Annotated in this window: 19 protein-coding genes; 13 read left to right on the forward strand and 6 right to left on the reverse strand. The window is 68.8% G+C overall.

The annotated features are described in order from the left end of the window. The first annotated feature begins 123 nt into the window (after positions 1–123). The 7 genes from ESP51_RS15670 to ESP51_RS15695 all read left to right on the forward strand — a co-directional run bounded on the left by ESP51_RS15670 (position 124) and on the right by ESP51_RS15695 (position 10,211). On the forward strand, positions 124–2,613 hold the full coding sequence (locus tag ESP51_RS15670; protein ID WP_129521831.1) for a glycoside hydrolase family 3 protein: 2,490 nt from the start codon (positions 124–126) through the stop codon (positions 2,611–2,613). Next, a complete protein-coding gene (locus tag ESP51_RS15675; protein WP_129521832.1) occupies positions 2,610–4,034 on the forward strand; it encodes a glycoside hydrolase family 43 protein in 1,425 nt (474 codons plus the stop codon). The genes ESP51_RS15670 and ESP51_RS15675 overlap by 4 nt, the downstream gene beginning before the upstream one ends. A 197-nt stretch (positions 4,035–4,231) precedes the next feature. Beyond that, positions 4,232–5,269, forward strand: a complete 1,038-nt coding sequence (locus ESP51_RS15680) for an ABC transporter permease (protein WP_241843206.1) — start codon at positions 4,232–4,234, stop codon at positions 5,267–5,269. A gap of 13 nt (positions 5,270–5,282) precedes the next feature. Next, the gene (locus ESP51_RS15685) at positions 5,283–6,203 is read left to right on the forward strand and encodes a carbohydrate ABC transporter permease (RefSeq protein WP_129521833.1); all 921 of its coding nucleotides are present in this window, start codon (positions 5,283–5,285) and stop codon (positions 6,201–6,203) included. A 31-nt stretch (positions 6,204–6,234) separates the two neighbouring features. Beyond that, complete coding sequence (locus tag ESP51_RS15690) at positions 6,235–7,986, forward strand: type 2 periplasmic-binding domain-containing protein (RefSeq protein ID WP_129521834.1); 1,752 nt, start codon at positions 6,235–6,237, stop codon at positions 7,984–7,986. Between the two features lie 274 nt (positions 7,987–8,260). Continuing rightward, on the forward strand, positions 8,261–8,431 hold the full coding sequence (locus ESP51_RS20680; RefSeq protein ID WP_164990554.1) for a hypothetical protein: 171 nt from the start codon (positions 8,261–8,263) through the stop codon (positions 8,429–8,431). Positions 8,432–8,462: 31 nt separating this feature from the next. Further along, positions 8,463–10,211, forward strand: a complete 1,749-nt coding sequence (locus ESP51_RS15695; RefSeq protein WP_129521835.1) for an extracellular solute-binding protein — start codon at positions 8,463–8,465, stop codon at positions 10,209–10,211. 91 nt (positions 10,212–10,302) lie between these two features. On the opposite strand, the gene ESP51_RS15700 is transcribed toward ESP51_RS15695, so the two are convergent. Genes ESP51_RS15700 through ESP51_RS15710 form a run of 3 tightly spaced genes read right to left on the reverse strand, consistent with a single transcriptional unit; the run spans position 10,303 to position 14,236 of the window. Then, entirely contained in the window at positions 10,303–10,908 is a 606-nt protein-coding gene (locus ESP51_RS15700; RefSeq protein ID WP_129521836.1) for a YesL family protein, read from the reverse strand. Beyond that, the gene (locus ESP51_RS15705; RefSeq protein ID WP_129521837.1) at positions 10,905–11,909 is read right to left on the reverse strand and encodes a LacI family DNA-binding transcriptional regulator; all 1,005 of its coding nucleotides are present in this window, start codon (positions 11,907–11,909) and stop codon (positions 10,905–10,907) included. The genes ESP51_RS15700 and ESP51_RS15705 overlap by 4 nt, the downstream gene beginning before the upstream one ends. Next, entirely contained in the window at positions 11,903–14,236 is a 2,334-nt protein-coding gene (locus ESP51_RS15710) for a glycosyl hydrolase family 95 catalytic domain-containing protein (protein ID WP_129521847.1), read from the reverse strand. The genes ESP51_RS15705 and ESP51_RS15710 overlap by 7 nt, the downstream gene beginning before the upstream one ends. A 54-nt stretch (positions 14,237–14,290) precedes the next feature. Here ESP51_RS15710 and ESP51_RS15715 point away from each other — a divergent pair, with 54 nt between their 5' ends. The 4 genes from ESP51_RS15715 to ESP51_RS15730 all read left to right on the forward strand — a co-directional run bounded on the left by ESP51_RS15715 (position 14,291) and on the right by ESP51_RS15730 (position 21,703). After that, positions 14,291–16,375 (forward strand): beta-galactosidase, encoded by a 2,085-nt coding sequence (locus ESP51_RS15715; protein ID WP_241843207.1) that lies wholly within the window; start codon positions 14,291–14,293, stop codon positions 16,373–16,375. Then, positions 16,372–18,957 (forward strand): glycoside hydrolase family 3 C-terminal domain-containing protein, encoded by a 2,586-nt coding sequence (locus tag ESP51_RS15720; protein ID WP_241843208.1) that lies wholly within the window; start codon positions 16,372–16,374, stop codon positions 18,955–18,957. The genes ESP51_RS15715 and ESP51_RS15720 overlap by 4 nt, the downstream gene beginning before the upstream one ends. A 113-nt stretch (positions 18,958–19,070) precedes the next feature. Continuing rightward, on the forward strand, positions 19,071–20,264 hold the full coding sequence (xylA, locus tag ESP51_RS15725) for a xylose isomerase (protein WP_129521838.1): 1,194 nt from the start codon (positions 19,071–19,073) through the stop codon (positions 20,262–20,264). A gap of 5 nt (positions 20,265–20,269) precedes the next feature. Beyond that, complete coding sequence (locus tag ESP51_RS15730) at positions 20,270–21,703, forward strand: xylulokinase (RefSeq protein WP_129521839.1); 1,434 nt, start codon at positions 20,270–20,272, stop codon at positions 21,701–21,703. A 2-nt stretch (positions 21,704–21,705) separates the two neighbouring features. Here the strand turns inward: ESP51_RS15730 and ESP51_RS15735 are convergent, their stop codons facing one another. Together ESP51_RS15735 and ftsY are read right to left on the reverse strand one after the other, a co-directional pair. Next, positions 21,706–22,188, reverse strand: a complete 483-nt coding sequence (locus ESP51_RS15735; RefSeq protein WP_129521840.1) for a DUF2004 domain-containing protein — start codon at positions 22,186–22,188, stop codon at positions 21,706–21,708. 15 nt (positions 22,189–22,203) lie between these two features. Then, a complete protein-coding gene (ftsY, locus tag ESP51_RS15740; RefSeq protein ID WP_129521841.1) occupies positions 22,204–23,079 on the reverse strand; it encodes a signal recognition particle-docking protein FtsY in 876 nt (291 codons plus the stop codon). A 109-nt stretch (positions 23,080–23,188) separates the two neighbouring features. Between ftsY and ESP51_RS15745 the strand changes: the two genes are divergently transcribed. Next, the gene (locus tag ESP51_RS15745) at positions 23,189–24,157 is read left to right on the forward strand and encodes a TIGR03885 family FMN-dependent LLM class oxidoreductase (protein WP_129521842.1); all 969 of its coding nucleotides are present in this window, start codon (positions 23,189–23,191) and stop codon (positions 24,155–24,157) included. Next, positions 24,154–25,818 (forward strand): alpha-amylase family protein, encoded by a 1,665-nt coding sequence (locus ESP51_RS15750; protein WP_129521843.1) that lies wholly within the window; start codon positions 24,154–24,156, stop codon positions 25,816–25,818. Before ESP51_RS15745 ends, ESP51_RS15750 begins: the two co-directional genes overlap by 4 nt. 30 nt (positions 25,819–25,848) lie before the next feature. On the opposite strand, the gene ESP51_RS15755 is transcribed toward ESP51_RS15750, so the two are convergent. Next, a partial coding sequence (locus tag ESP51_RS15755) for an AAA family ATPase (protein ID WP_164990555.1) occupies positions 25,849–26,866 on the reverse strand: 1,018 nt, incomplete at its 5' end.

Raw genomic sequence — 26,866 nt, forward strand, 5'->3', positions numbered from 1 at the left:
GGCCGGAGGCAACCGCAAGTTGGTTTGTCGTTTTTGTGAACAAATGGCATTCGCCCTTTGCCTCGAAGCGCTTCGACCCCATACTGGAGCCGACCATCGTTCCTCTCTCCACGGGATGCCCACATGACCCCCACACCAGCCGTCGAATCCGGCGCCCGTTCGCATACGCTCGTGCCCGTCGAATCCGTCGCCCAGATCTCGAGCATCCTGCGCGACGCCGACCCCACGCTCGATCCCCGGCTCGCAGCGCTCGCCCGCCAGGCTGCAGCCGACGGCACCGTGCTGCTGCGCAACGACGGTGTCCTGCCGTTCGGCCCGGACAGCCGGGTGGCCGTGTTCGGACGCGTGCAGATCGACTGGTTCGCCGTGGGCTACGGTTCCGGCGGAGACGTCAAGGTCCCCTACGTTTGGAACCTGCTCGCCGGCCTGCGCGACGCCGGCGTGCGCATCGACGACGAGGTCGCCGAGACCTACGCTCGCTGGACGGCCGCGCATCGACCGGCGTCGTCGGACGTGTGGGGGCGCTGGCCGCACCACCTGCCCGAGATGCCGATCGACGACGCCTTCGCGACCGCCGCCGCCGGGCGCAACGACGTCGCACTCCTCGTCGTCGGTCGCGCCGCCGGCGAGGCCCGCGACAGCGTGCTCGAACCCGGCAGCTACTACATCACCGCCGCCGAGACCGAGCTGCTCGATCGGGTCACCGCCGCCTTCGAGCGCACCGTGGTGGTCGTCGACGCGGGCAACGTCATGGATCTCGGATGGCTCGCCCGCTACGGCGACCGCATTGCCGGCGTCGTCTACGCCTGGCAGGGCGGCATGGAGGGCGCCCGTGCCGTCGCGGCTGTACTCGCCGGCGAGATCGCTCCCACCGGCCGCCTCACCGACACCATCGCGGCGGCGTACGAGGATTACCCGAGCGCCGGGCACTTCGGCGACGCCGACGCGACCGTCTACGCCGAGGACGTCTTCGTCGGCTACCGATACTTCGAGACGTTCGCGCCCGAGCGCGTGCTGTTCCCGTTCGGGTTCGGCCTCGACTACGCCGAGTTCGAGCAGACCGTCATTCGCGCCACGACCGGCGCCGACCGCATCGAGCTGGAGGTCGAGGTCGCGAACATCGGCGCCGTGCACTCGGGCCGCCAGACCGTTCAGGCATACGTCTCGAAGCCGGGCACGACACTGGCGCAAGCGGCACGCGAACTCGCCGGCTTCGCGAAGACCTCACTGCTCGCGCCCGGAGAGCGCGAGCGCGTCTCCATCGCGATCGACCTCGCCGACCTCGCGTCCTACGACGACGACGGCTCGACCGGGCAGCGCTCGTGCTGGGTGCTCGAGCCCGGCGAGTACCGCTTCTTCGTCGGTACCGACGTGCGCCGCGCGGTACCGGCGGCGTCACTCACCCGCGACACGCTGCGCGTGGTGCGTCGCGTGCGAGAAGCGGCCGCCGTCGACCCGACGACGCCGTTCCGCCGCATGATCGTGCAGCGCGGTGCCGACGGTGGCGCCCTGGTCGGCTGGGAGGACGTGCCGGTCGCGACGGTCGACCGGCGCGAACGGGTACTGGGCGACCTGCCCGCCGCGATCCCGCTCACCGGGGATCGCGGCATCGTCCTCGAGTCGGTCGCCGCGGGCACCGCCTCGCTCGACGAGTTCGTCGCGCAACTCGCGGTCGACGAGCTCGCGCTGCTCTCTCGCGGCGACCTCACCATGGACAGCCCACTCGGCACGCCCGGCAACGCGGGAGTGCTCGGAGGCATCTCGGAGTCGCTGCGCGCAAAGGGCGTGCGCCCCGTGACCGCCACCGACGGGCCGAGCGGCATCCGGCTGTCCGCGTTCGCCTCGCTGATTCCCTCGGGAACAGCGCTCGCCTCGACGTGGGATCCGGGACTCGTGCGAGAGCTCGCCGCCCTGCACGGGCAGGAGATGGTGCGCAAAGGCTCGGACGTGCTGCTCAGCCCCGGCATGAACATCCACCGGAACCCGCTCTGCGGGCGCAACTTCGAGTACTTCTCCGAGGATCCGCTGCTGACCGGACGGATGGCGGTCGCCGTCGTCGCCGGCGTGCAGTCGCAGGGCGTCGCGGCGTGTCCCAAGCATTTCGCCGCCAACAACCAAGAGGAGTCGCGTACCCGAAACGACTCGCGGGTCTCGGAGCGTGCGCTGCGCGAGATCTATCTGCGCGGGTTCGAACTGTGCGTTCGCGAGGCGCGGCCGATGGCCATCATGACCTCGTACAACAAGGTCAACGGCGTGTGGTCGCACTACCACCACGACCTGGTCACGACGGTGCTGCGGCACGAGTGGGGCTACGACGGCTGCGTGATCACCGACTGGTGGATGGAGTCCGCCGTCGACCCCGACTTCCCCGCGCTCGAGGACAACGCGTATCGGGTCCGCGCCCAGGTCGACGTGCTCATGCCGGGCGGAGTGAAGACCGAGGACGGGCCGGAGGCGTACGCCGACGACACCATCCAGGACTCGATCGCGCGAGTCGATGGACTCACGCTCGGCGAACTCCAGCGGGGTGCGCGGAATGTGCTCCGACTCGTTCTGAGCCTCGCGCCGGTGATCGATGCCCGCACCGGCGAGGGAAGCGGAGCCGCACGATGAGCCGCACCGCCGCGACCGTGCCGGTCATCCCAGGCTTCCATCCCGACCCGAGCGTCTGCCGGGTCGGCGACGACTACTATCTGGCCAACTCCTCGTTCGAATACGTGCCTGCGGTGCCGATCTGGCATTCGCGGGACCTGGTGGCGTGGACGCAAGTGGGCAACGCGCTCGTGCGGGACGAGCAGTTCCCCGCTGCACGGGCCGGAGACAGCGGCGGCATCTACGCGCCGACACTGCGCCATCATCGCGGACGCTTCTGGTTGATCACCTCTGACGTCGGGGATCCGCATGGCGGCCAGCGGCTGTTCCGGGCCGATGCGATCGAGGGGCCGTGGTCGGATGCGATCGAACTGCCCGAACTCCGGGGCATCGACCCCGACCTGTGCTTCACCGACGAGGGCGAATGCCTCGTCACCTATTGCTCGTGGACGGGCGGCCCGTCGGCCGTCTGGCAGGCCGCGATCGACGCCGACACGGGGCGCGTGCTCGATCCCCCACGCCTGCTGTGGGGCGGCACCGAGCTCGGCCACACCGAAGCTCCGCATCTGTACCGCCGAGGCCACTGGTGGTACCTGGTCGTGGCGGAAGGCGGTACCGAGCGCGGCCACGGCGTCTCCGTCGCCCGGTCGCGGAGTCCGCGCGGTCCCTTCGAGTCGGCACCGCACAATCCGGTCTACACGCATCGGAGCACGGAGCGCCCCGTGCAGAACGTGGGACACGCCGACCTGGTCGAGCGGCCCGACGGCACCTGGGCAGCCGTGCACCTGGGCGTCCGGCCGCGCGGCATGACGCCCTCGTTCCACGTGAACGGCCGGGAGACGTTCCTCGCGGAGGTCGACTGGGTCGACGACTGGCCGGCGTTCCGGCCTTCCGACGCCATTCCGCCCGCAGGCGCATGGGACGTCGACGACCGGTTCGATCGCCTGCATCCGCGCTGGGTTTCGCCGCGGGCCCGCATCGAGGACTTCGCCAGGCCGGTGCAAGGTGGCCTCGAGGTGCGCGGCGTCGAGGGCTCGGGCGTATACACCCGGCTCCAGGCGTTGCACTGGACCGCCGTGTTCGACGTCGACTCCGCGGACGCCGATTCGGTCGTGCACGCGGAGATACGGCTCGATGACCGGCACCGGGTCGGTGTACGGATCGCGGCGGGGACCGCCACGGCCATCTGGACGGTCGGCGGCGCGATGGTCGAGCTCGGCAGCGTCGACGCGACGCGCGGACGCCTGGAGATCGCATCCGTCGCATCCGCGACCGGTGGCCCCGACGACGTGATGCTCACGGCCGACGGGCAGTCGCTGGGGACGATCGACGGTCGCTATCTCTCGACCGAGGTCGCGGCCGGCTTCACTGGGCGGGTCGCCGGTGTGCGCGTCGAGCGAGGCGTCGCCATCGTGCGCCGTATCGCGATCACAGAGTCGTGAGGTCCCGGATGAAGCCCCGGCCCCCCGGCTTCGCCCGGCGCATTTGAGAGCGCTCCCAGCGTTCTCGCGCCGTTCTCGACGAGTTGTCAACAAGGGTTTGACGGATCCGGCTCGGCTGGTTATTGTCGAAGCGATTCGATTGTTGGAACACCGAACAAATTGTCGAACACACGATCACAAGGGAGTGACATGAATGGGTGCGTGAATACCCGGCGAGCCGCGGCGCGGCGGGCGACGACATGACCAGCCAGCTCGTCCTGCAGGAGGTCGCCGCGACTGAGCTCGAGGAGAGCCCGGCGGCCGAGAAGGCGTCACGCAAGCAGCGGCGCCAGGCCGGTGGCCGCCGCTCGTACACCATGTTCCTGTGCATCCTGCCGTTCATGGTGCTGGTGTTCGTCTTCTCCTACTTCCCGCTCTACGGCTGGATCTACTCGCTGTTCGACTACCGGGCGGCCCTCGGGCTCTCCGGCAGCGAGTTCGTCGGACTGCGGTGGTTCGAGCTCCTGGTCAGTTCGCCGACTCAGGTGGCGCAGATCGGCCAGGTGCTGCTCAACACGCTTGCCATCAGCTTCCTCGGCATCGCGACCTCGGTGCTCCCGCTGTTCTTCGCGGTCTTCCTCAACGAGGTGCGGGCGCCGTGGTTCCGCAACGCCGTGCAGACGCTGACCACGCTCCCGAACTTCATCTCCTGGGTGCTGGTCTACATGATCGCGTTCTCCCTGTTCTCCAGCTCCGGCCTCGTGAACAACGTCCTCAACGACGCAGGACTCATCACCCAGCCGCTCAAGTTCCTGGACACCGATCAGAACGTCTGGCTCACGATGACGCTCTGGAGCGTCTGGAAGGGGCTCGGCTGGGGTGCGATCATCTACCTCGCCGCCATCGCCGGTATCGACCAGTCGCTGTACGAGTCGGCGAAGATCGACGGCGCCGGGCGATTCCAGCTGATGCGGTACATCACCATCCCGCAGCTGATGCCGACGTATCTCGTGCTGCTGCTCCTGTCAGTCGCGAACCTGCTGAACAACGGCATGGAGCAGTACTTCGTGTTCCAGAACGCCTTCAACAAGGAAACCATCCAGGTTCTCGATCTGTACGTCTACAACATCGGGATCACGGGCAACAGCCTCTCGATGGCCACGGCGATCGGCATGCTGAAGAGCGTCATCTCGGTGGCTCTCCTGCTCACCGTCAACTGGATCGCCAAGCGCGTCCGCGGCCAGTCGATCGTCTGAGAAGGAGACAACCATGAGCAACACGACCTTCGGGGTACGCCGGCGCGGTGGCGGCGACCTCATCTTCGCGATCACGAACTACTCGGTATTCATCGCGCTCGCGTTCCTGTGCGCCTACCCGTTCTACTTCCTGATCATCAACTCGATCAGCGCCAACGACGTCTCCGCCCTCGGGCAGGTGCGCTGGCTGCCGGTCGACGTCCACCTCGAGAACTACGAGCAGGTGCTGCAGCTGAACGGCCTGCCCATGGCGGCCATCGTCAGCATCGCGCGCACTGCGATCGGCACCCTGGCTGCGGTGCTCGCCTCTGCCTTCCTCGGCTTCATGTTCTCGCAGGGCAAGATGTGGGGCCGGCAGTTCTGGTACCGGTTCGTCATCATCACGATGTACTTCAGCGCCGGACTCATCCCCGTCTTCATCGTGATGAAGACTCTCGGCCTCACCAACAACTTCTGGGTGTACGTCCTGCCGTTCATCGTGCAGCCGTTCTTCATCATCCTGGTGAAGACGTACGTCGAGGCCATGCCGGAGTCGCTCCAGGAGGCCGCCGAGATGGACGGCGCGAACATCGTGCAGATCTTCTTCCGCATCTTCCTGCCGAACATGACGCCGATCCTCGCCACGGTGGCCATCTTCTCGGCGGTCGCCCAGTGGAACTCCTTCCAGGACACCTTGATCTACGTGACCGATCAGAGTCTGTACACCCTGCAGTACCTGCTCTACATGTTCATCAACCAGGCCAACAGCCTGGCCCAGGCCGCGCAGAACTCCGGCGGCAACCTTTCCGGCATCATCACGGCGGCGACCACCCAGACGCCGACGTCGATCCGGATGACCGTCTCGGTACTCGTCGTGCTGCCGATCATCTTCATCTATCCCCTGTTCCAGCGCTTCTTCGTGAAGGGCATCATGCTCGGCGCGGTCAAGGGCTGACCGCCTCCGGGCTCAATCTGAAAGGAATGCAATGAAGCTCCCTAAAAAGGCGGTCGCTGTAGCGTCCGCTCTGGCGATGGTCGGCCTGCTGACCTCGTGCATCGGCGGCGCCCCAGAGGCCGAACAAGCCGCCATCTCCGAGTTCCCCGAGAAGTGGGACGAGGAGATCACGGTCGACGTCTTCGACGAACTCGCGAACTACATGGGCGTTCAGGAGGGATGGTTCGGTGATCTCGTGAAGAAGAAGTTCAACATGAAGCTGAACATCATCGCCCCCAACGTCGCCGGCGGCGGCGACACCCTCTACAACACCCGCGTCTCAGCCGGCGACCTCGGTGACCTCATCGTCACCTCCAAGGGGAAGAAGCTCAACGAGCTCGTCGAAGGCGGCCTGGTGCTGGACAGCGCGCCGTTCTACCCGGCGATGAAGAACGTCGAGAAGTTCGACACCGCGGTCACGCATCTCAACGACGGAAAGGACGGCGTGTACGCCTTCCCGACGTCGGTGTCGTCGATCAAGCCGACCGAGCCCTCGGAGGGGATCGACCCGACCTTCGGGCCGTATCTTCGCTGGGACCTCTACAAGCAGCTCGGCTATCCGGAGCTGAACACCCTCGAGGACCTCCTTCCCGTGCTGAAGGACATGCAGGACCTCGAGCCCACCGCCCCCAACGGCGCCAAGGTCTACGCCATCTCCCTGTTCAAGGACTGGGACGGCAACATGATGGTCACGGCGAAGCAGCCGACCACGTTCTACGGCTACGACGAGCGCGGCTTCGTGCTGGCGAAGGCGGACGGCTCGGACTACCAGAGCATCCTCGACGACGACGGCGAGTACCTGCGCACGCTGAAGTTCTACTACGAGGCCAACAAGCTCGGGCTGGTCGACCCCGAGTCGACGACGCAGAACTACGACACCATGTGGTCCAAGGTCCAGAACGGGCAGGTGCTGTTCTCCTGGTGGCCGTGGCTCGGCCAGGCCGCATACAACACCGACGCCAACACCCAGGCGGGCAAGGGCTTCCAGATCGCCCCGCTCAAGGACATGAAGGTGTTCGCCTACGGAGCCGAGGCGTACGGTGCACAGCAGGTCATCACGATCGGCTCGAAGGCGGAGGACCCGGAGCGCATCGCCGCGTTCATCGACTGGCTGTACTCGCCCGAGGGCACCTACGCCAACAACAGCCAGACCATGGGGGCCGCGGGTCCGCAGGGCCTGACCTGGGATCTCGACGACTCCGGTCAGCCGGCGCTCACGGAGCTCGGCCAGCAGGCCTTCATCGGCGGCGAGGCCGAGGTTCCGGCCGAGTGGGGTGGCGGCAGCTACATCGATGGCGGATCGACGCTGAACGTGTCGGCTGTGCTTCCGGCCGATGTCGACAAGGAGACCGGCTTGCCGTTCAACTACAAGACGTGGCCGACGTACCAGGAACTCGTGAAGACGCCGCTCTCGGAGGACTGGAAGGCAAAGATGGGCGACGCGCCGACGAGCATGGACTACCTGAAGGACAACGATCAGCTGCTCGTCGCGCCCGGCGCCAGTTACACGCCGCCGACCGACCCGTCGGAGATCGAGACGCTGCGCAACCAGGTCAAGGCCGTGATCGTCCAGTACTCATGGAAGATGTCCTTCGCCGCCAGCGAAGCGGAGTTCGAGCAGCTGAAGAGCCAGCTGCAGGAGGAGGCCGAGGGCCTGGGCTACGACAAGGTTCTCGAGTTCGACATGGAGTCCGCCAAGGCGCAGAACGAGGCGCGCGAGAAGGTGGCCGAGAAACTCGGCTGATCTCCGCGTAAGACAGAACACCCCCGGACATGCGTCCGGGGGTGTTCTGCGTTCGACGGGGATGTCGAGCAGAAGAGCGCTCTCCAACGTTATCGAGGCGTTATGGACGAAGGTTTGACGAATCCGGTCTCAACTGGATATTGTCGAAGCGATTCGATTGTTGCAATGCCAAACAAATTCGAGTCGCGCATCATGACAAGGGAGTGACATGAGTGGGCGCCATGGACCTCTTCTCCGCGTCCTTCAGCCGAACATGACACCGATCCTCTGGGCGGTGGCCATCTTCTCGACAGTTGCCCAGTGGAACTTCTTCCAGCACACCTTGATCTACGTGACCGATCAGCGTCTTGTGCACCCGGCAGCATTTGCCGCGGGTCATCTTATCTATCCCCTGTTCCAGCGCTTCTTCGTGAAGGGCATCACGCTCGGCGCGGTCACGGGCTGACCGTCTCCGGGCACCATCTGAAAGGAAAGCAATGAAGCTCCCAAAGAAAGTGGTCGCCGTTGCGTCCGCTCTGGCGATGGTCGGCCTGCTGACCTCGTGCATCGGCGGCGCCCCAGAGGAACGCGCCGCCATTTCCGAGTTCCCCGAAAAGTGGGATGAGGAGATCACAGTCGACGTCTTCGACGGGGTCGCGAACTACATGGGCATTCAGGAGGGCTGGTTCGGCGACCTCGTGAAGAAGAAGTTCAACATGAAGCTGAACTTCATCGCCCCGAACGTCGCCGGCGGTGGCGACACCCTGTACAACACGCGTGTCTCGGCCGGCAACCTCGGCGACCTCATCGTCATCGACAAGGGGATGAAGCTCGACGAGCTCGTCCAGGGCGGCCTGGTGCTGGACAGCGCGCCGTTCTACCCAGCGATGACCAACGTCGAGAAGTTCGACACCGCTGTCACGCATCTCAACGAGGGCAAGGACGGAATCTTCGCCTTCCCGACGATGATGTCGTCGATCAAGCCCACCGAACCCGATGGGGGGGTCGACCCGTCGTTCGGGCCGTATCTTCGCTGGGATCTGTACAAGCAGCTCGGCTATCCGGAGTTGAACACGCTCGAGGATGTCCTTCCGGTGCTGAAGCAGATGCAGGACCTCGAGCCCACGGCTCCGAACGGCGCCAAGGTCTATGCCCTCTCGCTGTTCAAGGACTGGGACAGCAACGGGATCGTCACGGCGAAGCAGCCGGCGGCGTTCTACGGCTATGAGGACATGGGCTTCGCTGTGGCCAAGGCGGATGGTTCGGATTACCAAGCGCTGCTCGACGACGACAGCGAGTACATGCGCGCGCTGAAGTTCTATCACGAGGCCAACAAGCTCGGCCTCATCGACCCCGAGTCGACGACGCAGAACTACGACACCATGTTCTCGAAGGTGCAGAACGGCCAGGTGCTGTTCTCCTGGTGGCCGTGGCTCGGACAGTCCGCGTACAACAACGACGCCAACACCCAGGCCGGAAAGGGCTTCGAGATCGTCCCGCTCAAGGACATGAACGTGCTGACTTTCGGTGCCGAGGTATACGGCGGAGCGCAGACCTTCGCGATCGGCTCGAAGGCGAAGGACCCCGAGCGCATCGCCGCGTTCATCGACTGGCTGTACTCGCCGGAAGGGCGCCACGCCAACGACGGCAAGGTCATGGCGGCCGCAGGTCCGAAGGGTCTCACCTGGGAGCTGGATGACTCCGGCCAGCCCGCGCTGACCGAGCTCGGCAGGAAGATCTTCATCGAGGGCGATGCCGAGGTTCCGGCCGAGTGGGGCGGTGGCAGCTTCGTCGACGGGGGGTCCCAGATGAACGTATCGGCGGTTCTCCCGGCCGACATCGACAAGGAGACCGGCCTGCCCTTCAGCTACAGGACCTGGCCGACGTATCAGGCGCTCGTGGAGACGCCGCTCTCGGCCGACTGGAAAGCCAAGATGGGCGGCGCGCCGACCACGATGGACTACCTGAGGGACAACGACCAGCTGCTCGTCGCGACCGGTGCCAGCTACACCACGCCGACGGACTCCTCGGAGATCCAGACATTGCGCAAGCAGGTCGAACCGATCGTCGTTCAGTACTCCTGGAAGATGGTGTTCGCCGGCACCGACGCCGAGTTCGACCAGCTGAAAGCCGACATGCAGGAAGAGGCGAAGGGCCTGGGTTACGACAAGGTCCTCGAGGTCGACCTGGAGCGCGCCAAGGAGCGCAACGAGGAGCGCGAGAAGGTGGCCAAGGAATTCGGCTGATCCTCGCGTGAAGGAGAACACCCCCGGGCATCTGTCCGGGGGTGTTCTGCGTGTGCGGTGGACTGGGGAACGCTACGGGATCTCGCGGAAGCTACGGGCGATGCCGTGCAAAGGCGCTGCGGAAGAGGAAGGCGGCGACGTAGGCGCCGACCGAGAAGCCGATGGTTCCCATGATCACCAGGAACGGCGGGAAGAGCACGCTGATGCACACGAGCGCCACCGGGATCATCACCAAGCCGAACGTGCGCACGGGCTCTGCGGCGGCGAGCAGCATGGCGTTCTTCAGGGTGCGGCGGATGCCGTCGTCGAATGTCGCCACGAGTGCCATGGCATAGAGGAACGCCGCGAAGAGGAAGACGGCGGCGAGCGCGGAGATCACGCCGGCAGCGGTGCCCAGCGCCGTGGGCGTGGACAACCAGAACACGGCGCTGAACAGCAGCAGCGCGATCGGCACCAGCAGGGCGAGGCCGGTGAGCGCGCCGCGGCGGAAGTTGCGCATGAACGCGGGGAAGAAGTCGGCCACAGGTCGGCCGGTCTCGTCGTCGGAGTAGCGGATGGCGACCTCGAACAGCGCACTCGTCGCGGCGCCGATCGTGACGATCGGAATGCACGAGACGAGGTACATCAGATTCAGTGCGACGAACTCGATGAACGTCGACAGGCCCTGCACGGAGCGACTGTTCGGGTCGATCCTCATCGGCCGGCGACCTCCGCCCGCTCGGGCTCGGACGCGCCGCGCGACGAGGCGAGAACCGCCGGCAGCAGGCGCACCTTCGGAGTGCTCTCACCGGCGAGCAGCGCGATGATCGCCTGCGTGGCTGCGCTTCCGAGCCCCTCCGCCGGCAGGTCGATGCTGTCGACCAGGGTGGGCACGGTGCGCGCGATGTCCGACGGGCAGAGGGCAATGGCCTCCAGGCCGTCGATCGTCGCGGCGCGCGCCGCGATGTGCGCGAGTGCACCCTCGTTGTGGATGAAGAGTCCCGTCACATCGGGGTGCTCGGCGAGCACGGCGTTCAGCACCCGGACGGACTCGTGAGTGGTCGGGCACTGATGCACCGTCGCCGGGACGTCGTGCTCCGCGCACGCGGCGAGGAAGCCGCGGGAGAGTCGTTCGGCATAGGAGGTGTGCCGGTCGATCACCTCGCGCGGCGAGCCGAGCAGGGCGACCCGGCGGTGGCCCAGTGCGATCAGCCGCTCGGCGGCCATGCGGCCGGCGGCCTCGAAGTCGAAATCGACGCAGGTCAGTTCCTCAGCACCGCGGGGCAGGCCGACCAGCACGCTCGGGGTGGCGAGTTCACGCAGTGTGGCGATGCGGGGATCGTCGGACTCGACATCCATCAACAGCAGCGCGTCGACCATCGAGGCGCGGGTCGCCCGGTGCAGACCCTCGGCGTCGTCGCTGGTCAGTAGCAGGATGTCGTACTGGTGCATGCGTGCCTCGCGCACGATGCCGGCGACGATCTCCATGACGACGTGCACGTCGACTCCGGAGCGCAGCGGTGCCTGCAGCCCGATCACGTTCGTGGATCGCGACGCGAGAGACCGGGCGCTCGCGTGCGGTCGGTACTCGAGTGCGTCGATCGCGCGTTCGACGCGTTCCTTCGTGTCCTGCGAGATCGTTCTCTTGCCGCTCATCACATATGAGACGGTCGAGATGGAGACCCCGGCGGCCTGTGCGACGTCTGCGATGGTCACCATCGGTTCCCCCTCGGTTCAATGAGAGTGGGCTGTCCTGCAGTGAGGACGACGGATCGGATGCCGATCCCGGGCCCGCTCATCTCTATTGTGGTGTGCCCATCGCTGCGAAGCCGCACGTTCGCCACCTCGCCGCGCTCCCAGTCGATGTCGACGGTCACGCCGCCTCTCGCGCACAGTCCGCGCACGCTTCCGGTCGGCCAGTGCGGGGGCAACGCGGGCAGCAGCAGCATCCGCTCTTCGTGCGATTGCAGCAGCGCCTCTGCGACGCCGGCGGTGAGACCGATGTTCCCGTCGATCTGGAACGGCGGGTGTGCGCTGAACCCGTTCGCGTACAGGCCGCCGCGGTGCCCGTGGCCGTCGACGGGCGCCGGACGCAGGGCCATCGTGAGCTGTTCGTGCACGCGTGCGCCGTCGCCGAGCCGCGCCCACATCGCGGTGCGCCAGGCCAGCGCCCATCCGGTCGATTCCTGCCCGCGGGAGAGGATGGATGCCGCCGCTGCGGCGGCGAGCGTCGGGGTGCCGGACGGTGTGATCTGGGCGAGGGGGAACAGGCCGACGAGATGCGACAGGTGCCGGTGGTGCGGCTCGGTGTCCTCTCGGGGCCGGTCCCATTCGCGCAGGGTGCCGTCGTCATCGACCGCGAGGTCGGGGAGCGCGGCGACGAGAGCGAGCAGCTCGGCGATCCACGACTCGTCGACGCCGAGCACGGTCGCCGCCTGCGCGCAGGCCGTCGCCAGGGCACGCAGGAGCGCGACGTCCATCGTCGAGGACTCGCCGACGCCGGTCACGGTCCCGTCGTCTGCGAGGAAGTGGTTCTCGGGCGAGGTCGAGGGGCTGGTGTACGTCCGGGAGCCGTCGCCCTGGATCCACGACAGCGCGAACTGCGCGGCCGAGGCGAGTACCGGCCACGACTGCGCGCGCAGCTCGTCGAGGTCGCCGGTGAACGCGTAGCGGTCCCACAGGTGCAGGCTCAGCCAGACGCCGCCCATCGGCCAGAACGCCCAAGCCGGGTCACCGTGGCCCGCTCCGACCGGTGCCGCGTGCCCCCAGGCGTCGGAGTTGTGATGCGCCACCCAGCCGTCGGCGCCGTGCAGCTCGCGCGCCACGGTGGCACCGGATCCTGCCGCGAGTCGCCGGATGAACCGCAGCAACGGGGTGTGGCACTCGCTGAGCGCCGTCGTCTCGGCGGCCCAGTACGCCATCTGCAGATTGATGTTCGTCGTGTACGCGCTCGACCACGGGCCTGGAAGCTCGGCGTTCCACAGGCCCTGCAGCGTGAGCGGCAGCCCGGTGTGCCGCGACGAGGACAGCAGCAGATAGCGGCCGTAGTGGAAGAGGAGGGCGGCGAGCCCGGGATCGGGGCGCTCCTGCGCGGCCGAGATGCGCTCCTCGGTGCTGAGCTCGACGGCATCGTCTGCGGACGGGAGCGTCACTGCGCAGCGCAGATACAGCTCCCGGTGTGCGGCGACGTGCGCCTCGTGTCGCCGGGCGGCCTCGGCGGCCGCATCGGCCCCGATCTCGCCCAAGGCCGCGACGGCCCTGGTCGCGGCATCGGCATCCGACTCCGGCTCACCGGGAATCGACGGCGCGGTCGCGGTGCCGATGACGAACGTGTGGGTGCGCGCGGGCTCGGTGACCAGCATCCCGTGCTCGATGGATGCCGCGCCCGCCGACCGTACGGCGAGCGCGCCGCTGCGCCCCTCGCCGTAGCGGACCGGCTCGGGCGTGGTCGCATGCCCCGGGGCCACGTCGATCGGCAGCATCAGTTCACGGACGAGGCCGTTCGTCACGGCGGTATCCGGCCCGGCCGGTCGAAGCAGGCTTCCGACGCGCAGCCGCACGCGCACCGGAGCATCCGACTCGATTCGATGCACGATCGCGCCGCCGGCGGAGTCGGCCCAGGTCTCGTGGCGCACGCGCCCGTATTCGAGCCGGGCGGTCGCCGTCGTGAGGTCGAGACGGCGCCGGCATTCGTCGTCGAAGACGCCGTCGACCTCGACGTCGATCCAGCCGAGCGGCAGGAACGCCTGCACCCACGGAGTCTGCTGACGCAGGAGGAGCCGTTCGGCCTCTGCTGCATCGCCGCGAGCGATGGCGGCGCGCACCGTTTCGAGTGCAGCGTCACCGCGATCGGCCACGCCGGCCAGTGGATCGCCGGGAATGCCGGACCACGCGGTGATGTCGTTCAGCCACAGCCGCTCTGCGCCGCTGCGGCCCTGACAGGATGCCCCGCGCACGCCGTTGCCCACCGGAAATGCGTCGGTCCACCGCGCGGCGCTGCGATCGGAACGCAGCACGTGGAGGGCTTCTCGAAGCGTCGTGGACATCGGCACGTGGCTAGTATATGGTCTCGTTGTTGAAGCGCTTCGACAATCGCGAAGATGAGAGAGAAGATGTCGATGGAGACACCTGCCACCGGCGCGTTCGGGACCTTGACGGCCGAACGCGGCATCCTGTTCGGCGGCGACTACAACCCCGAGCAGTGGGAGCCGTCTGTCTGGCTGGAGGACGTCGAGCTGATGCAGCAGGCCGGCGTCAACCTGGTCACGGTCGGCGTCTTCAGCTGGGCGCGCATCGAGCCGTCGCCCGGCGTGCGCGACTTCGCCTGGCTCGATGAGGTGCTCGACCTGCTGCACGCTGCCGGCATCGCCGTCGACCTCGCCACGCCCACCGCGTCGCCGCCGCCCTGGCTCGGCGTGCGGCATCCCGAGACCCTGCCCGTCGACCCCGACGGCGTGCGCCTGGTCGCCGGCTCGCGCAACCAGTTCTCCCCCGCGTCGACGGTCTATCGCGAGCACGCGCTCGCGATCACGCGCGACCTCGCCGCGAGGTACGCCGATCATCCGGCCGTGCACATGTGGCACGTCGGCAACGAGTTCGGACAACTCGACTTCGGCGATGAGGCCGCCCGCGAGTTCCGCAGCTGGCTTCGTGCTCGCTACGGCACCATCGAGCAGCTCAACGAGGCCTGGGCGACGACCTTCTGGTCGCAGCGATACGACGACTTCGAAGAGATCATGCCGCCGCGGCGAATGCCGTACCTCGTCAACCCGACGCAGTCGCTCGACTTCCGTCGGTACACCTCCGACCAGTTGCTGCGCTGCTATGTCGAACTCCGCGACACGATCCGGGACGCCGGGGCCAGGCATCCGATCACGACGAACTTCATGGGGCTGTTCGACCATGTCGACTACCGGTCATGGGCCGGCGAGGTCGACGTCATCGCCGACGACCAGTACCCCGACCCGACCGACCCGGACTCACCCGCCGACTACGCCCTCGTGCAGGACCTGATGCGCTCCCTCGGCGGGGGGCGTCCGTGGATGCTCATGGAGCAGGCCGCCACCATGTCGTGGCGGCCGCACAACGTGCCGAAGTCGCCCGCGCGCGCCCGGCTCGACTCGCTGCAGGCCGTCGCGCGCGGCGCCGACGGCATCTGCTACTTCCAGTGGCGCCAGTCCCGCGCCGGGTCGGAGCGCTTCCACTCGGGGATGCTGCCCCACGCCGGCGCCGATACCGAGGTCTTCGCCGGGATCTGCCGGCAGGGCGCCGAGCTGCAAGCGCTCCGCGAGGTCGTCGGCACCACGGTATCCGCCGACGTCGCACTGCTCTTCGACTGGACGAGCTGGTGGGCCGGCGAGACACAGGGCCGGCCCACCGATCGGCTCTCCACCCTCGAGCAGCTCAGGCGTTGGTATCGCGAATTGTGGCGACGCGGCATCTCCGCCGACATCGTCGCGCCGGGTGACGACCTCTCGGCCTACCGCGCGATCATCGTGCCGCACAGCTACGTCATCGAGCCGGCCGCCGCCGCCGCGCTGCACGAGGCCGTCGCCGCCGGCGCTCACCTGGCGATCGGTCCGTTCAGCGGTGTCGCCGACGCACGCGGTCACATCCTGCAGGGCAGATCGCCGGTGCTGCTGCGCGACCTCGTCGGCGTGAGCGGCGAGGAATGGTGCCCGCTGCCCGGCACGACGCCGATTCGCGCCGCGGCGGGCTGGACTCCCGACGGCGAGCTCGCGGCCTCGATCATCGCGGAGAAGCTGCGCGCCGACGGCGCCGAGGTCTGCGCGACGTTCGCGACCGGCCTCCTCGCCGGCCGTCCCGCGGTCACCCGGAACGCAGTCGGGAAGGGCGTCGCCTGGTACGTCGGCGCGGTGCCGTCGGACGACCTGCTGTCGGCGGTGCTGCACGAGGTGCTCGCACGCTCCGGGGTGCGCGGCGCCCTGCAGCCGTCTGCCGAGGCACACGACCTGCCTGCCGACGCGCGCGACGGGCTCCTGCCACCCGGCCTCCAGGCGGTGCGTCGCGGTTCCCTCCTGTTCCTGCTGAACCACGGGGACGAACCCGTCTCCGTCGCCGTGCCGGCCGGCGCGGTCGACCTCCTGACCGATGAGCGCACCGGAGCCACCATCGTCGTGGCACCCGAAGACGCGAGAGTGCTGAGCGAAAGGCGAACGGCGTGAACTTCACGGATGAGTACGTTGACGAGACCGGGCAAGACGTCCCTGCTCGCGCCGCGATTACGGGCGACGCGTTCCGCCACGCGTTCCGCGACCCGAGCAGACCGGTCGCGGAACGTGCCGGCGACCTGCTCGGCCGCCTGACCCGCGAAGAGCGGATCGCGATGCTGCACCAGGTGGCGCCCGCGATCGAGCGGCTCGGGATCGCCGAGTTCCACACCGGCTGCGAGGCGCTGCACGGTGTGGCGTGGCTCGGCATGGCGACCGTGTTCCCCCAGCCGGTGGGCCTGGCCGCCTCGTGGGATGGCGACCTCCTCCGCCGAGTCGGCGAGGTCGTCTCCACCGAGGTCCGCGCGAAGAAGGCCGCCGACCCGTTGGTCAGCCTCAACGCGTGGGCGCCCGTCGTGAACACCCTGCGCCATCCCGCCTGGGGGCGCAACGAGGAGGGATACGCCGAGGACCCGCACCTGACGGCCCACCTGGCGACGGGGTACTGCCGCGGCATGCGTGGCGACCACGAGCGGGTCTGGCGCACGGTGCCGGCGCTCAAGCACTTCCTCGCCTACAACAACGAGACCGACCGCTCGGCCACGTCGTCGGAGATGTCGCTGCGCACGCTGCACGAGGAGGAGTTGCCGGCGTTCCGCGAACCCATCGAGGCGGGCGTGGCCGGCGGCATGATGCTCGCCTACAACCGCGTGAACGGCACGCCCGCGCATACGCAGCCGGAACTGGTCACCGAGGCGCGCAGCTGGTCGGACGAATCGCTTGCGGTCGTCTCGGATGCCGGTGCGCCGACGTTCCTCGTCAACATCCAGCGCGCGCAACCCGATCACGTGCACGGCGCCGCGGCGCTCGTGCGGTCGGGCGTCGACTCGTTCACCGACGACGGTGCGAACGCCGTGCCCACCATCAACAACGTGACCGCTGCGCTCGAAGCGGGCCTGCTCGAGGAGGAGGACGTGGACCGGGCGGTGCTGCGGATGCTCGAACTGCGGGTGCGCACCGGCGAGTTCGACGGCGACGGCGACCCGTACGCGGCGATCGGGCCTGACGCGATCGATCTCCCGGCGGCCCGCGAGCTGGCCAGGGAGGCCGTCGGCCGCTCGGTGGTCGTGCTGCGCAATGACCGGCGTGTGCTGCCGCTGCGCCCGCCCGCGTCGATCGCGGTCGTCGGGCCCATGGCCGACGCCGTGCTGACCGACTGGTACTCGGGCACGCCGCCGTACTCCGTCGGACTCGCCTCCGCGCTCGCGGAGCGCTTCCCCGAGGCCGGCGTCGAGGTCGTGACCGGTGCTGACACGGTCGCGTTGCGTGCCGCCTCGAACGGCCGGTACGTCGTCGCCGACGAGGCCGGCGCCGTGGTCGAGGCGGCGGGCGACGGCGAGTCGGCCGCATCGCTCTTCGACGTCGTCGACTGGGGCGACGGCATCCTGACGCTGCGCTCCCACGCCAGTGGGGGCCTGCTCACGGGCGGGTCCTGGCCGATGCGGGCCGACGCCTCCCGGGTCGGCGGCTGGGTCGTGCAGGAGAGCTTCCTCCGTCACGTGCACGCCGACGGCACGTGGTCGCTGCTGCACCGCGGTTCCGGCCGCTGGGTGCGGGTAGTGCGCGATGCGGGCCTGCTCGTCGCTGAGGCGGTGACGCTCGCCGAAGCGGAGCGGTTCGACGTGCGCACCGTGCGAAGCGGAGTCGATGCGGTGGCGGATGCCGCGGCCGCGGCCGAGGTGGTGATCGTCGCCGTTGGCAACGATCCGCATCTCTCCGGCCGTGAGACGGAGGATCGCCCGCATCTCATGCTGCCCGACGCGGCGGTCGACGTGTGGCGGGCCGCCAGCGGGTCCTCAGAGCAGGCGGTGCTCGTGATCGTGTCGAGCTTTCCGTACGTGCTCGGCGACGCGGATGACGCGGCGACGATCGTGTGGAGCAGCCACGGCGGTCAGGAGCTCGGGCGCGGCCTCGTCGACGTGCTGTCGGGCGACCGGGAGCCCGAGGGACGCCTCACGCAGTCGTGGCCGGCCAACCCGGCACAGGCCGGCGACCTGTTCGACTACGACACGCTGCGCCAGCAGGCCACCTATCGGCACCGGCCCGGCCGGGCGGCCTTCGCGTTCGGACACGGGCTGACGTACTCGAACGTCGCCTACGAACGCGTCGAGCTCGTCGAGTCCGAGACGACGTCGCCGGCGCCGACGCACCGGCATCCCGCCCTCGTCGCCGCCCCCGGCGACCGCGACGTTCGCGCGCTCGTCACGGTGCGCAACCTCGGCGACCGGGCGGCCGAGGAACTCGTGCAGCTCTACGCGCTGCCCGACCCGGCACTGCCCCTGGCGGCCCCACGCCGCCTGCTCGTGGCCTTCGAGCGCGTGCGCCTGGAGCCCGGCGAGGTGCGCGTGGTCGAGCTCGGGTTCGCGGCCGAGCGGCTCGCCGTGTGGGACGACGAGGTGCGCATCGACGGGGCACCCGACGACTGGGTGCACGCCGGGGCCCTGCGGGTGCAGCCGGGTGCGTACCGGATCGCCGCGGGTCCCTCGTGCGACGAACTGGCGCTGTCGGAGGTCCTGCACGTGGTCCCTCCGCGCTGACGTCGCGATCCGCAGCGCTCGCCCCGTGCGTCTGGCGGCTTGCATCCACACCAGGATCACGTATATGTTGATCTTGCCAACAAATCACCGAAGACGCTGAAAGGCGGATCTCCATGGCCAGCGCGCCCACCCGCGACGACAAGTTCTCATTCGGCCTCTGGACTGTGGGCTACAACGGTACCGACCCCTTCGGCGGCCCCACCCGCGAGGCGCTCGACGTCGTGCACGTCGTCGAGAAGCTCTCAGAGCTCGGCGCCTACGGCCTCACCTTCCACGACGACGACCTGTTCGCCTTCGGATCGACGGATGCCGCGCGCCAGACCCAGATCGACCGGCTGAAGCAGGCCCTCGCCGATACCGGCGTCATCGTGCCGATGGTCACGACGAACCTCTTCAGCGCGCCCGTGTTCAAGGACGGCGGGTTCACCTCGAACGACCGTGCCGTGCGACGCTTCGCGCTCCGCAAGGTGCTCCGCAACATCGATCTCGCCGCCGAGCTCGGCGCGAAGACCTTCGTCATGTGGGGCGGCCGCGAGGGCGCCGAGTACGACGCGGCGAAAGACATCCGCCAGGCGCTCGAGCGCTATCGCGAGGCCGTGAACCTGCTCGGCGACTACGTCACCGACAAGGGCTACGACCTCCGGTTCGCGATCGAGCCGAAGCCCAACGAGCCGCGCGGCGACATCCTGCTGCCGACGGTGGGCCACGCGCTCGCGTTCATCGACTCGCTCGAGCGACCCGAGCTCGTGGGGCTCAACCCCGAGGTCGGCCACGAGCAGATGGCGGGCCTCAACTTCGCCGCCGGCATCGCGCAGGCGCTGTACCACGACAAGCTCTTCCACATCGACCTCAACGGCCAGCGCGGCATCAAGTACGACCAGGACCTCGTGTTCGGGCACGGCGACCTGCACAACGCCTTCGCGCTCGTCGACCTGCTCGAGTTCGGCGGCCCCGACGGCGGCCAGACCTACACCGGTCCCCGCCACTTCGACTACAAGCCGAGCCGCACGGAAGACGAGACCGGCGTCTGGGACTCGGCCGCCGCGAACATGCACACCTACCTGCTGCTGAAGGAGCGCGCCGCGGCCTTCCGCGCCGACCCCGAGGTGCAGGAGGCGCTCGAGGCCGCGAAGGTCTTCGAGCTCGGACAGCCCACCCTCAATGAAGGCGAGTCGTACGACGACCTGCTGGCCGACCGCAGCGCATTCGAGGACTTCGACGCGGCGGCCTACCTCGGCGGTCACGGCTTCGGCTTCGTGCGACTGCAGCAGCTCGCGACCGAGCACCTGCTCGGCGCAAGGGGCTAGCTCCGATGCCGCTCGTCGCCGGCGTCGACTCATCGACGCAGTCGTGCAAGGTCGTCGTGCGCGACGCCGCGACCGGTGCGCTCGTCCGCACCGGTCGCGCGTCGCACCCCGATGGCACCGAGGTCGATCCCGAGCACTGGTGGGTCGCGCTCCAGGCCGCGATCGACGACGCGGGCGGGCTCGCCGACGTCGCGGCGGTCTCGATCGCCGGGCAGCAGCATGGCATGGTCGCGCTCGACGCGTCGGGCCGGGTCATCCGTCCCGCCCTCCTCTGGAACGACACGCGCAGCGCCGATGCCGCTGCAGCCCTCACCGAGGAGCTCGGCGCCGACGCGTACGCGCGCCGCACCGGCCTCGTGCCGGTGGCCTCGTTCACTGCGACGAAGCTGCGGTGGCTCCGCGACCACGAGCCCGAGAACGCCGAACGCGTCGCGGCGGTCGCCCTCCCCCACGACTGGCTCACGTGGCGACTACTGGGCTACGGCCCTGCGGATGCCGCGGATGCCCCGCTCGGCCCTGACCTCGATGCCCTCACGACCGACCGGTCCGACGCGTCGGGCACGGCCTACTGGAGCCCCGAGACCGGCGAGGTCGACGCCGAGCTCCTCGAACTCGCGCTCGGCCACACGCCCCGCACTCCGCGAGTGCTCGGGCCCGCTGCAGCGGCCGGAACAACGCCGGCCGGGCAGCTCGTCGCGGCCGGCGCCGGCGACAACGCCGCCGCGGCACTCGGACTCGGCGCCGGCCAGGGCGATGCCGTCGTCTCGATCGGCACGAGCGGCACGGTCTTCGCGGTCACCGGGCGACCGGTGCACGATCCGACGGGCGCCGTCGCCGGGTTCGCCGACGCAAGCGGCGCGTTCCTGCCCCTCGTTGCCACACTGAACGCGGCGCGCGTGCTCGGCTCGATCGCGTCCCTCCTCGGCGTCGACGCCGACGAGCTCGCGACGCTCGCCCTCGCCGCGGAGTCGGGTGCCGACGGGCTCGTGCTCGTGCCGTGGTTCGAGGGCGAGCGCTCCCCCGACGTTCCGAACGCGCGCGCCCAGCTCAGCGGCATGTCGCTCGCCTCCACGACCCGCGAGAACCTCGCACGAGCGGCGGTCGAGGGCATGCTCTGCGCACTCGCCGACGGGCTCGACGGCATCCGTCGCGCCGGCGTCGTGGTCGACCGCGTGCTACTCATCGGCGGCGCGGCTGCGAATCCCGCGGTCCGCGAGATCGCGGGCCGGGTCTTCGACGTCACTGTCGACGTGCCCGAGCCATCCGAGTACGTCGCCGACGGCGCCGCGCGGCAAGCCGCTTGGGCCCTCAGTGGGGCGCTCCCCACATGGTCGGCCGAGATCGCGACGTCGGTGCCCGCGCGCCCCGACGGCGCGCTGCGGGAACGCTACCGCGACGCCGCAGACGCACTCGCGGCGCGCGCCGGCTCGCGGGCCTGAGCTCAGGCGTCGAAGCGCACGTCGACGATCTCGCGGCCGATGTCGATCGACGCGACGAGCCGGGCCTCGGTGTCTTCGGGGGCGAGCCCGTACTCGAACTCGGCGAAGACCTCGCCGGGGCCGTCGGCGTCGGGCCGCAGGTCGACGCGAACGAGGCTCAGCGAGCGAAGCACGTCGATGTCGTGATCGCCCGAGTCGCGGTTGACCGCCGCGCGGGCGGCATCCGCCTCTTCGCCGTTCAGGATCGCCTCGAGAAAGCGCATCACCGCGCTGCCGCCCGAGTCGATCTGGTTCACGAATGACGAGCGCAGTTCGTCGTCGATGAGCTCGAGCTCGCCGACCATGCCGGCTGCGGCGTCGAGCGACGCCGTCGATACCCTGTCGTCGTCGGCGTCGAGCACGACCTCGACGTCTTGGTCGCCGTACTCCTTGCGCTCGGCCCAATAGTCGCCGATGAGTCCGAAGTAGTCGTGTTCGATCGCCATGTCATTCCTCTCCTGTCAGCCGACGAGCTTCTGCGCGAAGACGTGGGGGGTGAATCCCGTGAGGTCGCCGATGCCCTCGCCCTGGCCGATGAGCTTGATCGGGAGACCGGTCTTCTCCTGCACGGCGATCACGAAGCCGCCCTTCGCCGATCCGTCGAGCTTCGTGAGCACGAGCCCCGTGACGCCCGCGTGCAGGATGAACGCCTCGGCCTGCGCGAGCCCGTTCTGGCCCGTGGTGGCGTCGAGCACGAGCAGCACCTCGGAGATCGGCGCCTGCTTCTCGATTACGCGCTTGATCTTGCCGAGCTCGTCCATGAGCCCGCCCTTCGTCTGCAAGCGGCCGGCGGTGTCGATGATCACGATCTCGGTGCCGTCGCGCTTGGCCTGCTCCACCGTCTGGAAGGCGACGGATGCCGGGTCTTGCCCCTCGCGCTCGGGCCGCACCACCTGTGCGCCCGCTCGCTCGGCCCACGTCGCGAGCTGGTCGACCGCCGCGGCGCGGAACGTGTCGGCCGCGCCGACGACGACGCTGCGGTCGTAGTTGCGCAGGAACTTCGCGAACTTGCCGATCGTCGTGGTCTTCCCAACCCCGTTGACGCCGACGACGAGCACCACGGCGGGGCGCTCGGTGAGCTTCAGCGTGGGATCGTACTTCGAGAGGCGCTCCTCGATGAGCTCGCGCAGCATCCGTTGCACGTCGCGCGGGTCGGTGGTCTTGAACCGCTCGACCTGCGCCCTGATCGACTCGACGATCTCTTCAGTGACGGTCGGACCGAAATCAGCCCGGATGAGCGCGGCCTCGAGGTCGTCCCACGTCTCGTCGTCGATCGTCTTGGCCCCGAAGACCCCGCGAAGGGCGGATCCGAGCGACCAGGATGCGCGTTCTGCCATACGTCCAGCCTAGGGCGCGGCGGCGGCTACACCGGTCGTGCGCCACGACGCAAGGGGTTGTCGCCCTCGACCCTCCACGAGAGCCTCGAACTCGACGAAAGGACTGCGGATGACGATCGTGGGATTCCACGCCTCGCACGAACAACTCCCGCCCGCCCGATTGCTCCGGGCCGTGCAGCTCGCCGAGGGAGCGGGCTTCGACGCCGCGATGTGCTCGGACCACTTCGCACCATGGAGCGTCCGCCAGGGCGAGTCGGGCTTCGCCTGGAGCTGGCTGGGTGCCGCCATGCAGGCGACACGGCTGCCGTTCGGTGTGGTCACTGCGCCGGGACAGCGTTACCACCCGACGCTCACGGCACAGGCCACCGCGACGCTCGCCTCGATGTTCCCGGGCCGGTTCTGGGCCGCGCTCGGCAGCGGCGAGGCGATCAACGAGCACGTGACCGGCGAGCCCTTCCCACCCAAGGAGGAGCGCGACGCGCGGCTCCGTGAGACGGTCGACGTGATCCGGCGCCTCCTCAGGGGCGAGGAGGTGACGACCGACGGCCTCGTGCACGTCGACCGGGCTCGGATCTGGAGCCTGCCCGATGTTCCGCCGCCGCTCATCATCGCGGCCGTGAGCGCCGAGACCGCGCGTGATGGAGCCGAGTGGGCCGATGGCCTCATCACCGTCGACCAGCCCCGGGGCACGCTCCGCGACGTCGTCGCGGCGTATCGCGACGCGGGCGGCCAGGGTCCCACTGCCGTGCAGGTGCACCTGAGCTGGGCGCCGACAGAAGAGGAGGCGCGGGCGATCGCGCACGAGCAATGGCGCAGCGGGCTCGTGCCCGCTCCGCTCGCCTGGGAGCTCGATACGCCCCAGGCCTTCGACGAGCGCACGGCGGATGCCACACCCGACGACGTCGCCCGGACCGTCCAGGTCTCTGCAGACCCGGCGCGCCATCTCGAGAAGCTCGCCGAACTCGCCGAACTCGGCTTCGACCGCATCTACCTGCATCACGTCGGCACCGAGCAGGACGCGTTCATCGACACCTTCGGCGAGCACGTGCTGCCGGCGCTCAAGGCGGTCGGCCGATGAAGGTCACCGATCGCAGCGACCTCTGGTGGAAGACCGCCGTCGTCTACTGCCTCGACATCGAGACCTACATGGACTGGAACGACGACGGCACCGGCGACTTCGAGGGTCTCGCGCACCGGCTCGACCACCTCGCCGAGCTCGGCGTCACGTGTATCTGGCTGATGCCGTTCCAGCCCACGCCCGACCGCGACGACGGCTACGACATCACCGACTTCACGGGTGTCGACCGTCGACTCGGGTCGCTCGGCAACGTCGCCGAGTTCACGCGCACGGCACGCGACCGTGGCATGCGGGTCATCATCGACTTCGTCATGAACCACACGTCGGACCGGCATCCGTGGTTCACGTCCGCGCGGCGGAGCCGGACGGCACCGTTCCGCGACTTCTACGTCTGGCGAGACGAACCGCCCGCGAAGCAGGCGAAGACGGTCTTCCCGGGCGAGGAGGACAGCGTGTGGGAGCTCGACGAGCGCACCGGCCAGTACTACCTGCACAGCTTCTACCGCCACCAGCCCGACCTGAACATCGCGAACCCGGCCGTGCGCGATGAGATCGCGAAGACCATCGGCTTCTGGCTGGAGCTCGGCATCTCGGGGTTCCGGGTCGACGCCGTGCCGTTCCTCATCGAGCCGCCCGAAGGGGTCGAGATCGGCGACCCGCACGAGTTCCTCCGCGACATCCGATCGTTCCTGCAGCGTCGCTCGAGCGAGGCGGTGCTCCTGGGTGAGGTGAACCTGCCGTACGACCAGCAGGTCGAGTTCTTCGGCCGCCCGGGCGATCCGCCCGAGCTCACGATGCAGTTCGACTTCCTCGCGATGCAACGGCTCTACCTCGCGCTCGCCCGGGAGGACGCCCGTCCGCTCGCCGAGATGCTCGCCCGGCGTCCGGTGCTCGAGCCCGAGGCGCAGTGGGTGAACTTCGTGCGCAACCACGACGAGCTCACGCTCGACAAGCTGAGCGACGCCGAGCGTCAGGAGGTGTTCGACGCGTTCGCCCCCGAGGAGTGGATGCGCGTCTACGGACGCGGCATCGCTCGGCGCCTTCCGCCGATGCTCGACGGCGACCCCCGCCGCATCCGCATGGTGTACAGCCTGCTCTTCTCGCTGCCAGGAACCCCGGCCCTCTTCTACGGAGAGGAGATCGGTATGGGCGAGAACCGCGAGGAGGGCGGCCGGATGACGGTGCGCACGCCGATGCAGTGGACCGGCGAGGCGAACGGCGGCTTCTCCCGTGCCGCGCCGCGCAAGCTCATCGCGGCGCCGCCGACCGACGGCTACGCACCGGCGCACGTGAACGTCGAGGCGCAGATGCACGACCCCGATTCACTGCTCGGCACCATCAGGAGCTTCGCGGCACGGTATCGCAGCTCTCCCGAGATCGGCTGGGGCACCCTCGACGTGCTCGAGAGCGGCGATGATGCGGTGCTCGCGCATCGCATCACGGCCGACGTCGGCCGATTCGTCGCGCTGCACAACTTCGCACCGAAGCCGGCGATCGTCAGGCTGGAGCTCGGACCGGTCGCCGAGGAGTCGGTCCTCTCCGATCTCCTCCATGAAGATCGCTACGACCTCGATGCGTCGGGGCGCATCGACGTGCAGCTCGAAGCCTACGGCTACCGCTGGTTCCGCATCGTCGAGCCCGACGACCGCAGGCTCACCTGAACACGGTTGAACGGATGCTGCGGCATCCGCTCAGCTCGCGCGCGCCTCGCGGTCCTCGCGCACGCGCTGCCCGACGACGGCCGAGACGCCGTCTTGACGCATCGAGACGCCGTAGAGGGAGTCGGCGATCTCCATCGTGCGCTTCTGGTGCGTGATGACGATGAGCTGGCTGGACTCGCGCAGGTCTTCGAGGGTCGTCAGCAGTCGGCCGAGGTTCGCGTCGTCGAGCGCCGCCTCGACCTCGTCGAGGATGTAGAACGGGCTCGGCCGAGCCTTGAAGATGGCGATGAGCAAGGCGACGGCCGCGAGCGAGCGTTCGCCGCCCGACAGGAGCGAGAGGCGCTCGATCTTCTTGCCCGCCGGCTTCACCGACACCTCGATGCCCGTCGTGAGCATGTTCTCGGGGTCGGTGAGCGAGATGCTGCCCGTGCCGCCCGGGAAGAGCACCGGGAACACCGTGGCGAACGCCTCGCGGGTGTCCTCGAAGGCGCCCCGGAAGATCGACTCCATCTTGCCGTCGATCTCGTCGATGATCGTGAGCAGGTCTTTGCGCGTGTTCGCGAGGTCGGTGAGCTGCTCGGTGAGGAACACGTGGCGCTGCTCGAGCGCGGCGAACTCCTCGAGCGCGAGCGGATTCACCCGGCCGAGCTGCGCGAGCTTGCGCTCGGCGACCTGCAGCCGGCGCTGCTGCTCCTCGCGGCGGAACGGGCGGGGCTCGTCGTCTTCGGTCTCGGCGGGGATCTCCTCATCGGGCCCGTACTCGGCGACGAGCACCGCTTCGGTGAGCCCGAGCTCAGACTCGGCACGCTCGACGAGTCCGGAGACATGCAGTTTCTTCTCGTAGATGCGCAATTCGAGGCCGTGCACGTCTTCGGTGACGGCGTGCAGGCGCTCACGCACCGCGGCCTCCTGGCGGCGGAGTCCCTGGAGCTCCTCGTTGCGGCTCGCCCGCTCCGCCTCTGCGCGCCCGAGCGCGACGCGCGCCTCGGCGACCGAGGCGTCGACGGAGGCGAGGGCCGCCGGCAGCGATTCGGCGACGCGAGCGGCC

Source organism: Agromyces albus (assembly GCF_004134825.1).
GTDB lineage: Bacteria > Actinomycetota > Actinomycetes > Actinomycetales > Microbacteriaceae > Agromyces > Agromyces albus.

Excerpts from the sequence above, each read along its gene's own strand:
- ESP51_RS15685 (WP_129521833.1), top strand. The coding sequence starts at position 5,283 with ATGAGCAACACGACCTTCGGGGTACGCCGGCGCGGTGGCGGCGACCTC.
- ESP51_RS15675 (WP_129521832.1), top strand. The coding sequence starts at position 2,610 with ATGAGCCGCACCGCCGCGACCGTGCCGGTCATCCCAGGCTTCCATCCC.
- ESP51_RS15715 (WP_241843207.1), top strand. The coding sequence starts at position 14,291 with ATGAGAGAGAAGATGTCGATGGAGACACCTGCCACCGGCGCGTTCGGG.
- ESP51_RS15695 (WP_129521835.1), top strand. The coding sequence starts at position 8,463 with ATGAAGCTCCCAAAGAAAGTGGTCGCCGTTGCGTCCGCTCTGGCGATG.
- ESP51_RS15690 (WP_129521834.1), top strand. The coding sequence starts at position 6,235 with ATGAAGCTCCCTAAAAAGGCGGTCGCTGTAGCGTCCGCTCTGGCGATG.
- ESP51_RS15710 (WP_129521847.1), bottom strand. The coding sequence starts at position 14,236 with ATGTCCACGACGCTTCGAGAAGCCCTCCACGTGCTGCGTTCCGATCGC.
- ESP51_RS15730 (WP_129521839.1), top strand. The coding sequence starts at position 20,270 with ATGCCGCTCGTCGCCGGCGTCGACTCATCGACGCAGTCGTGCAAGGTC.
- ESP51_RS15700 (WP_129521836.1), bottom strand. The coding sequence starts at position 10,908 with ATGAGGATCGACCCGAACAGTCGCTCCGTGCAGGGCCTGTCGACGTTC.
- ftsY (WP_129521841.1), bottom strand. The coding sequence starts at position 23,079 with ATGGCAGAACGCGCATCCTGGTCGCTCGGATCCGCCCTTCGCGGGGTC.
- ESP51_RS15705 (WP_129521837.1), bottom strand. The coding sequence starts at position 11,909 with ATGGTGACCATCGCAGACGTCGCACAGGCCGCCGGGGTCTCCATCTCG.
- ESP51_RS15750 (WP_129521843.1), top strand. The coding sequence starts at position 24,154 with ATGAAGGTCACCGATCGCAGCGACCTCTGGTGGAAGACCGCCGTCGTC.
- ESP51_RS15735 (WP_129521840.1), bottom strand. The coding sequence starts at position 22,188 with ATGGCGATCGAACACGACTACTTCGGACTCATCGGCGACTATTGGGCC.
- ESP51_RS15670 (WP_129521831.1), top strand. The coding sequence starts at position 124 with ATGACCCCCACACCAGCCGTCGAATCCGGCGCCCGTTCGCATACGCTC.
- ESP51_RS15745 (WP_129521842.1), top strand. The coding sequence starts at position 23,189 with ATGACGATCGTGGGATTCCACGCCTCGCACGAACAACTCCCGCCCGCC.
- xylA (WP_129521838.1), top strand. The coding sequence starts at position 19,071 with ATGGCCAGCGCGCCCACCCGCGACGACAAGTTCTCATTCGGCCTCTGG.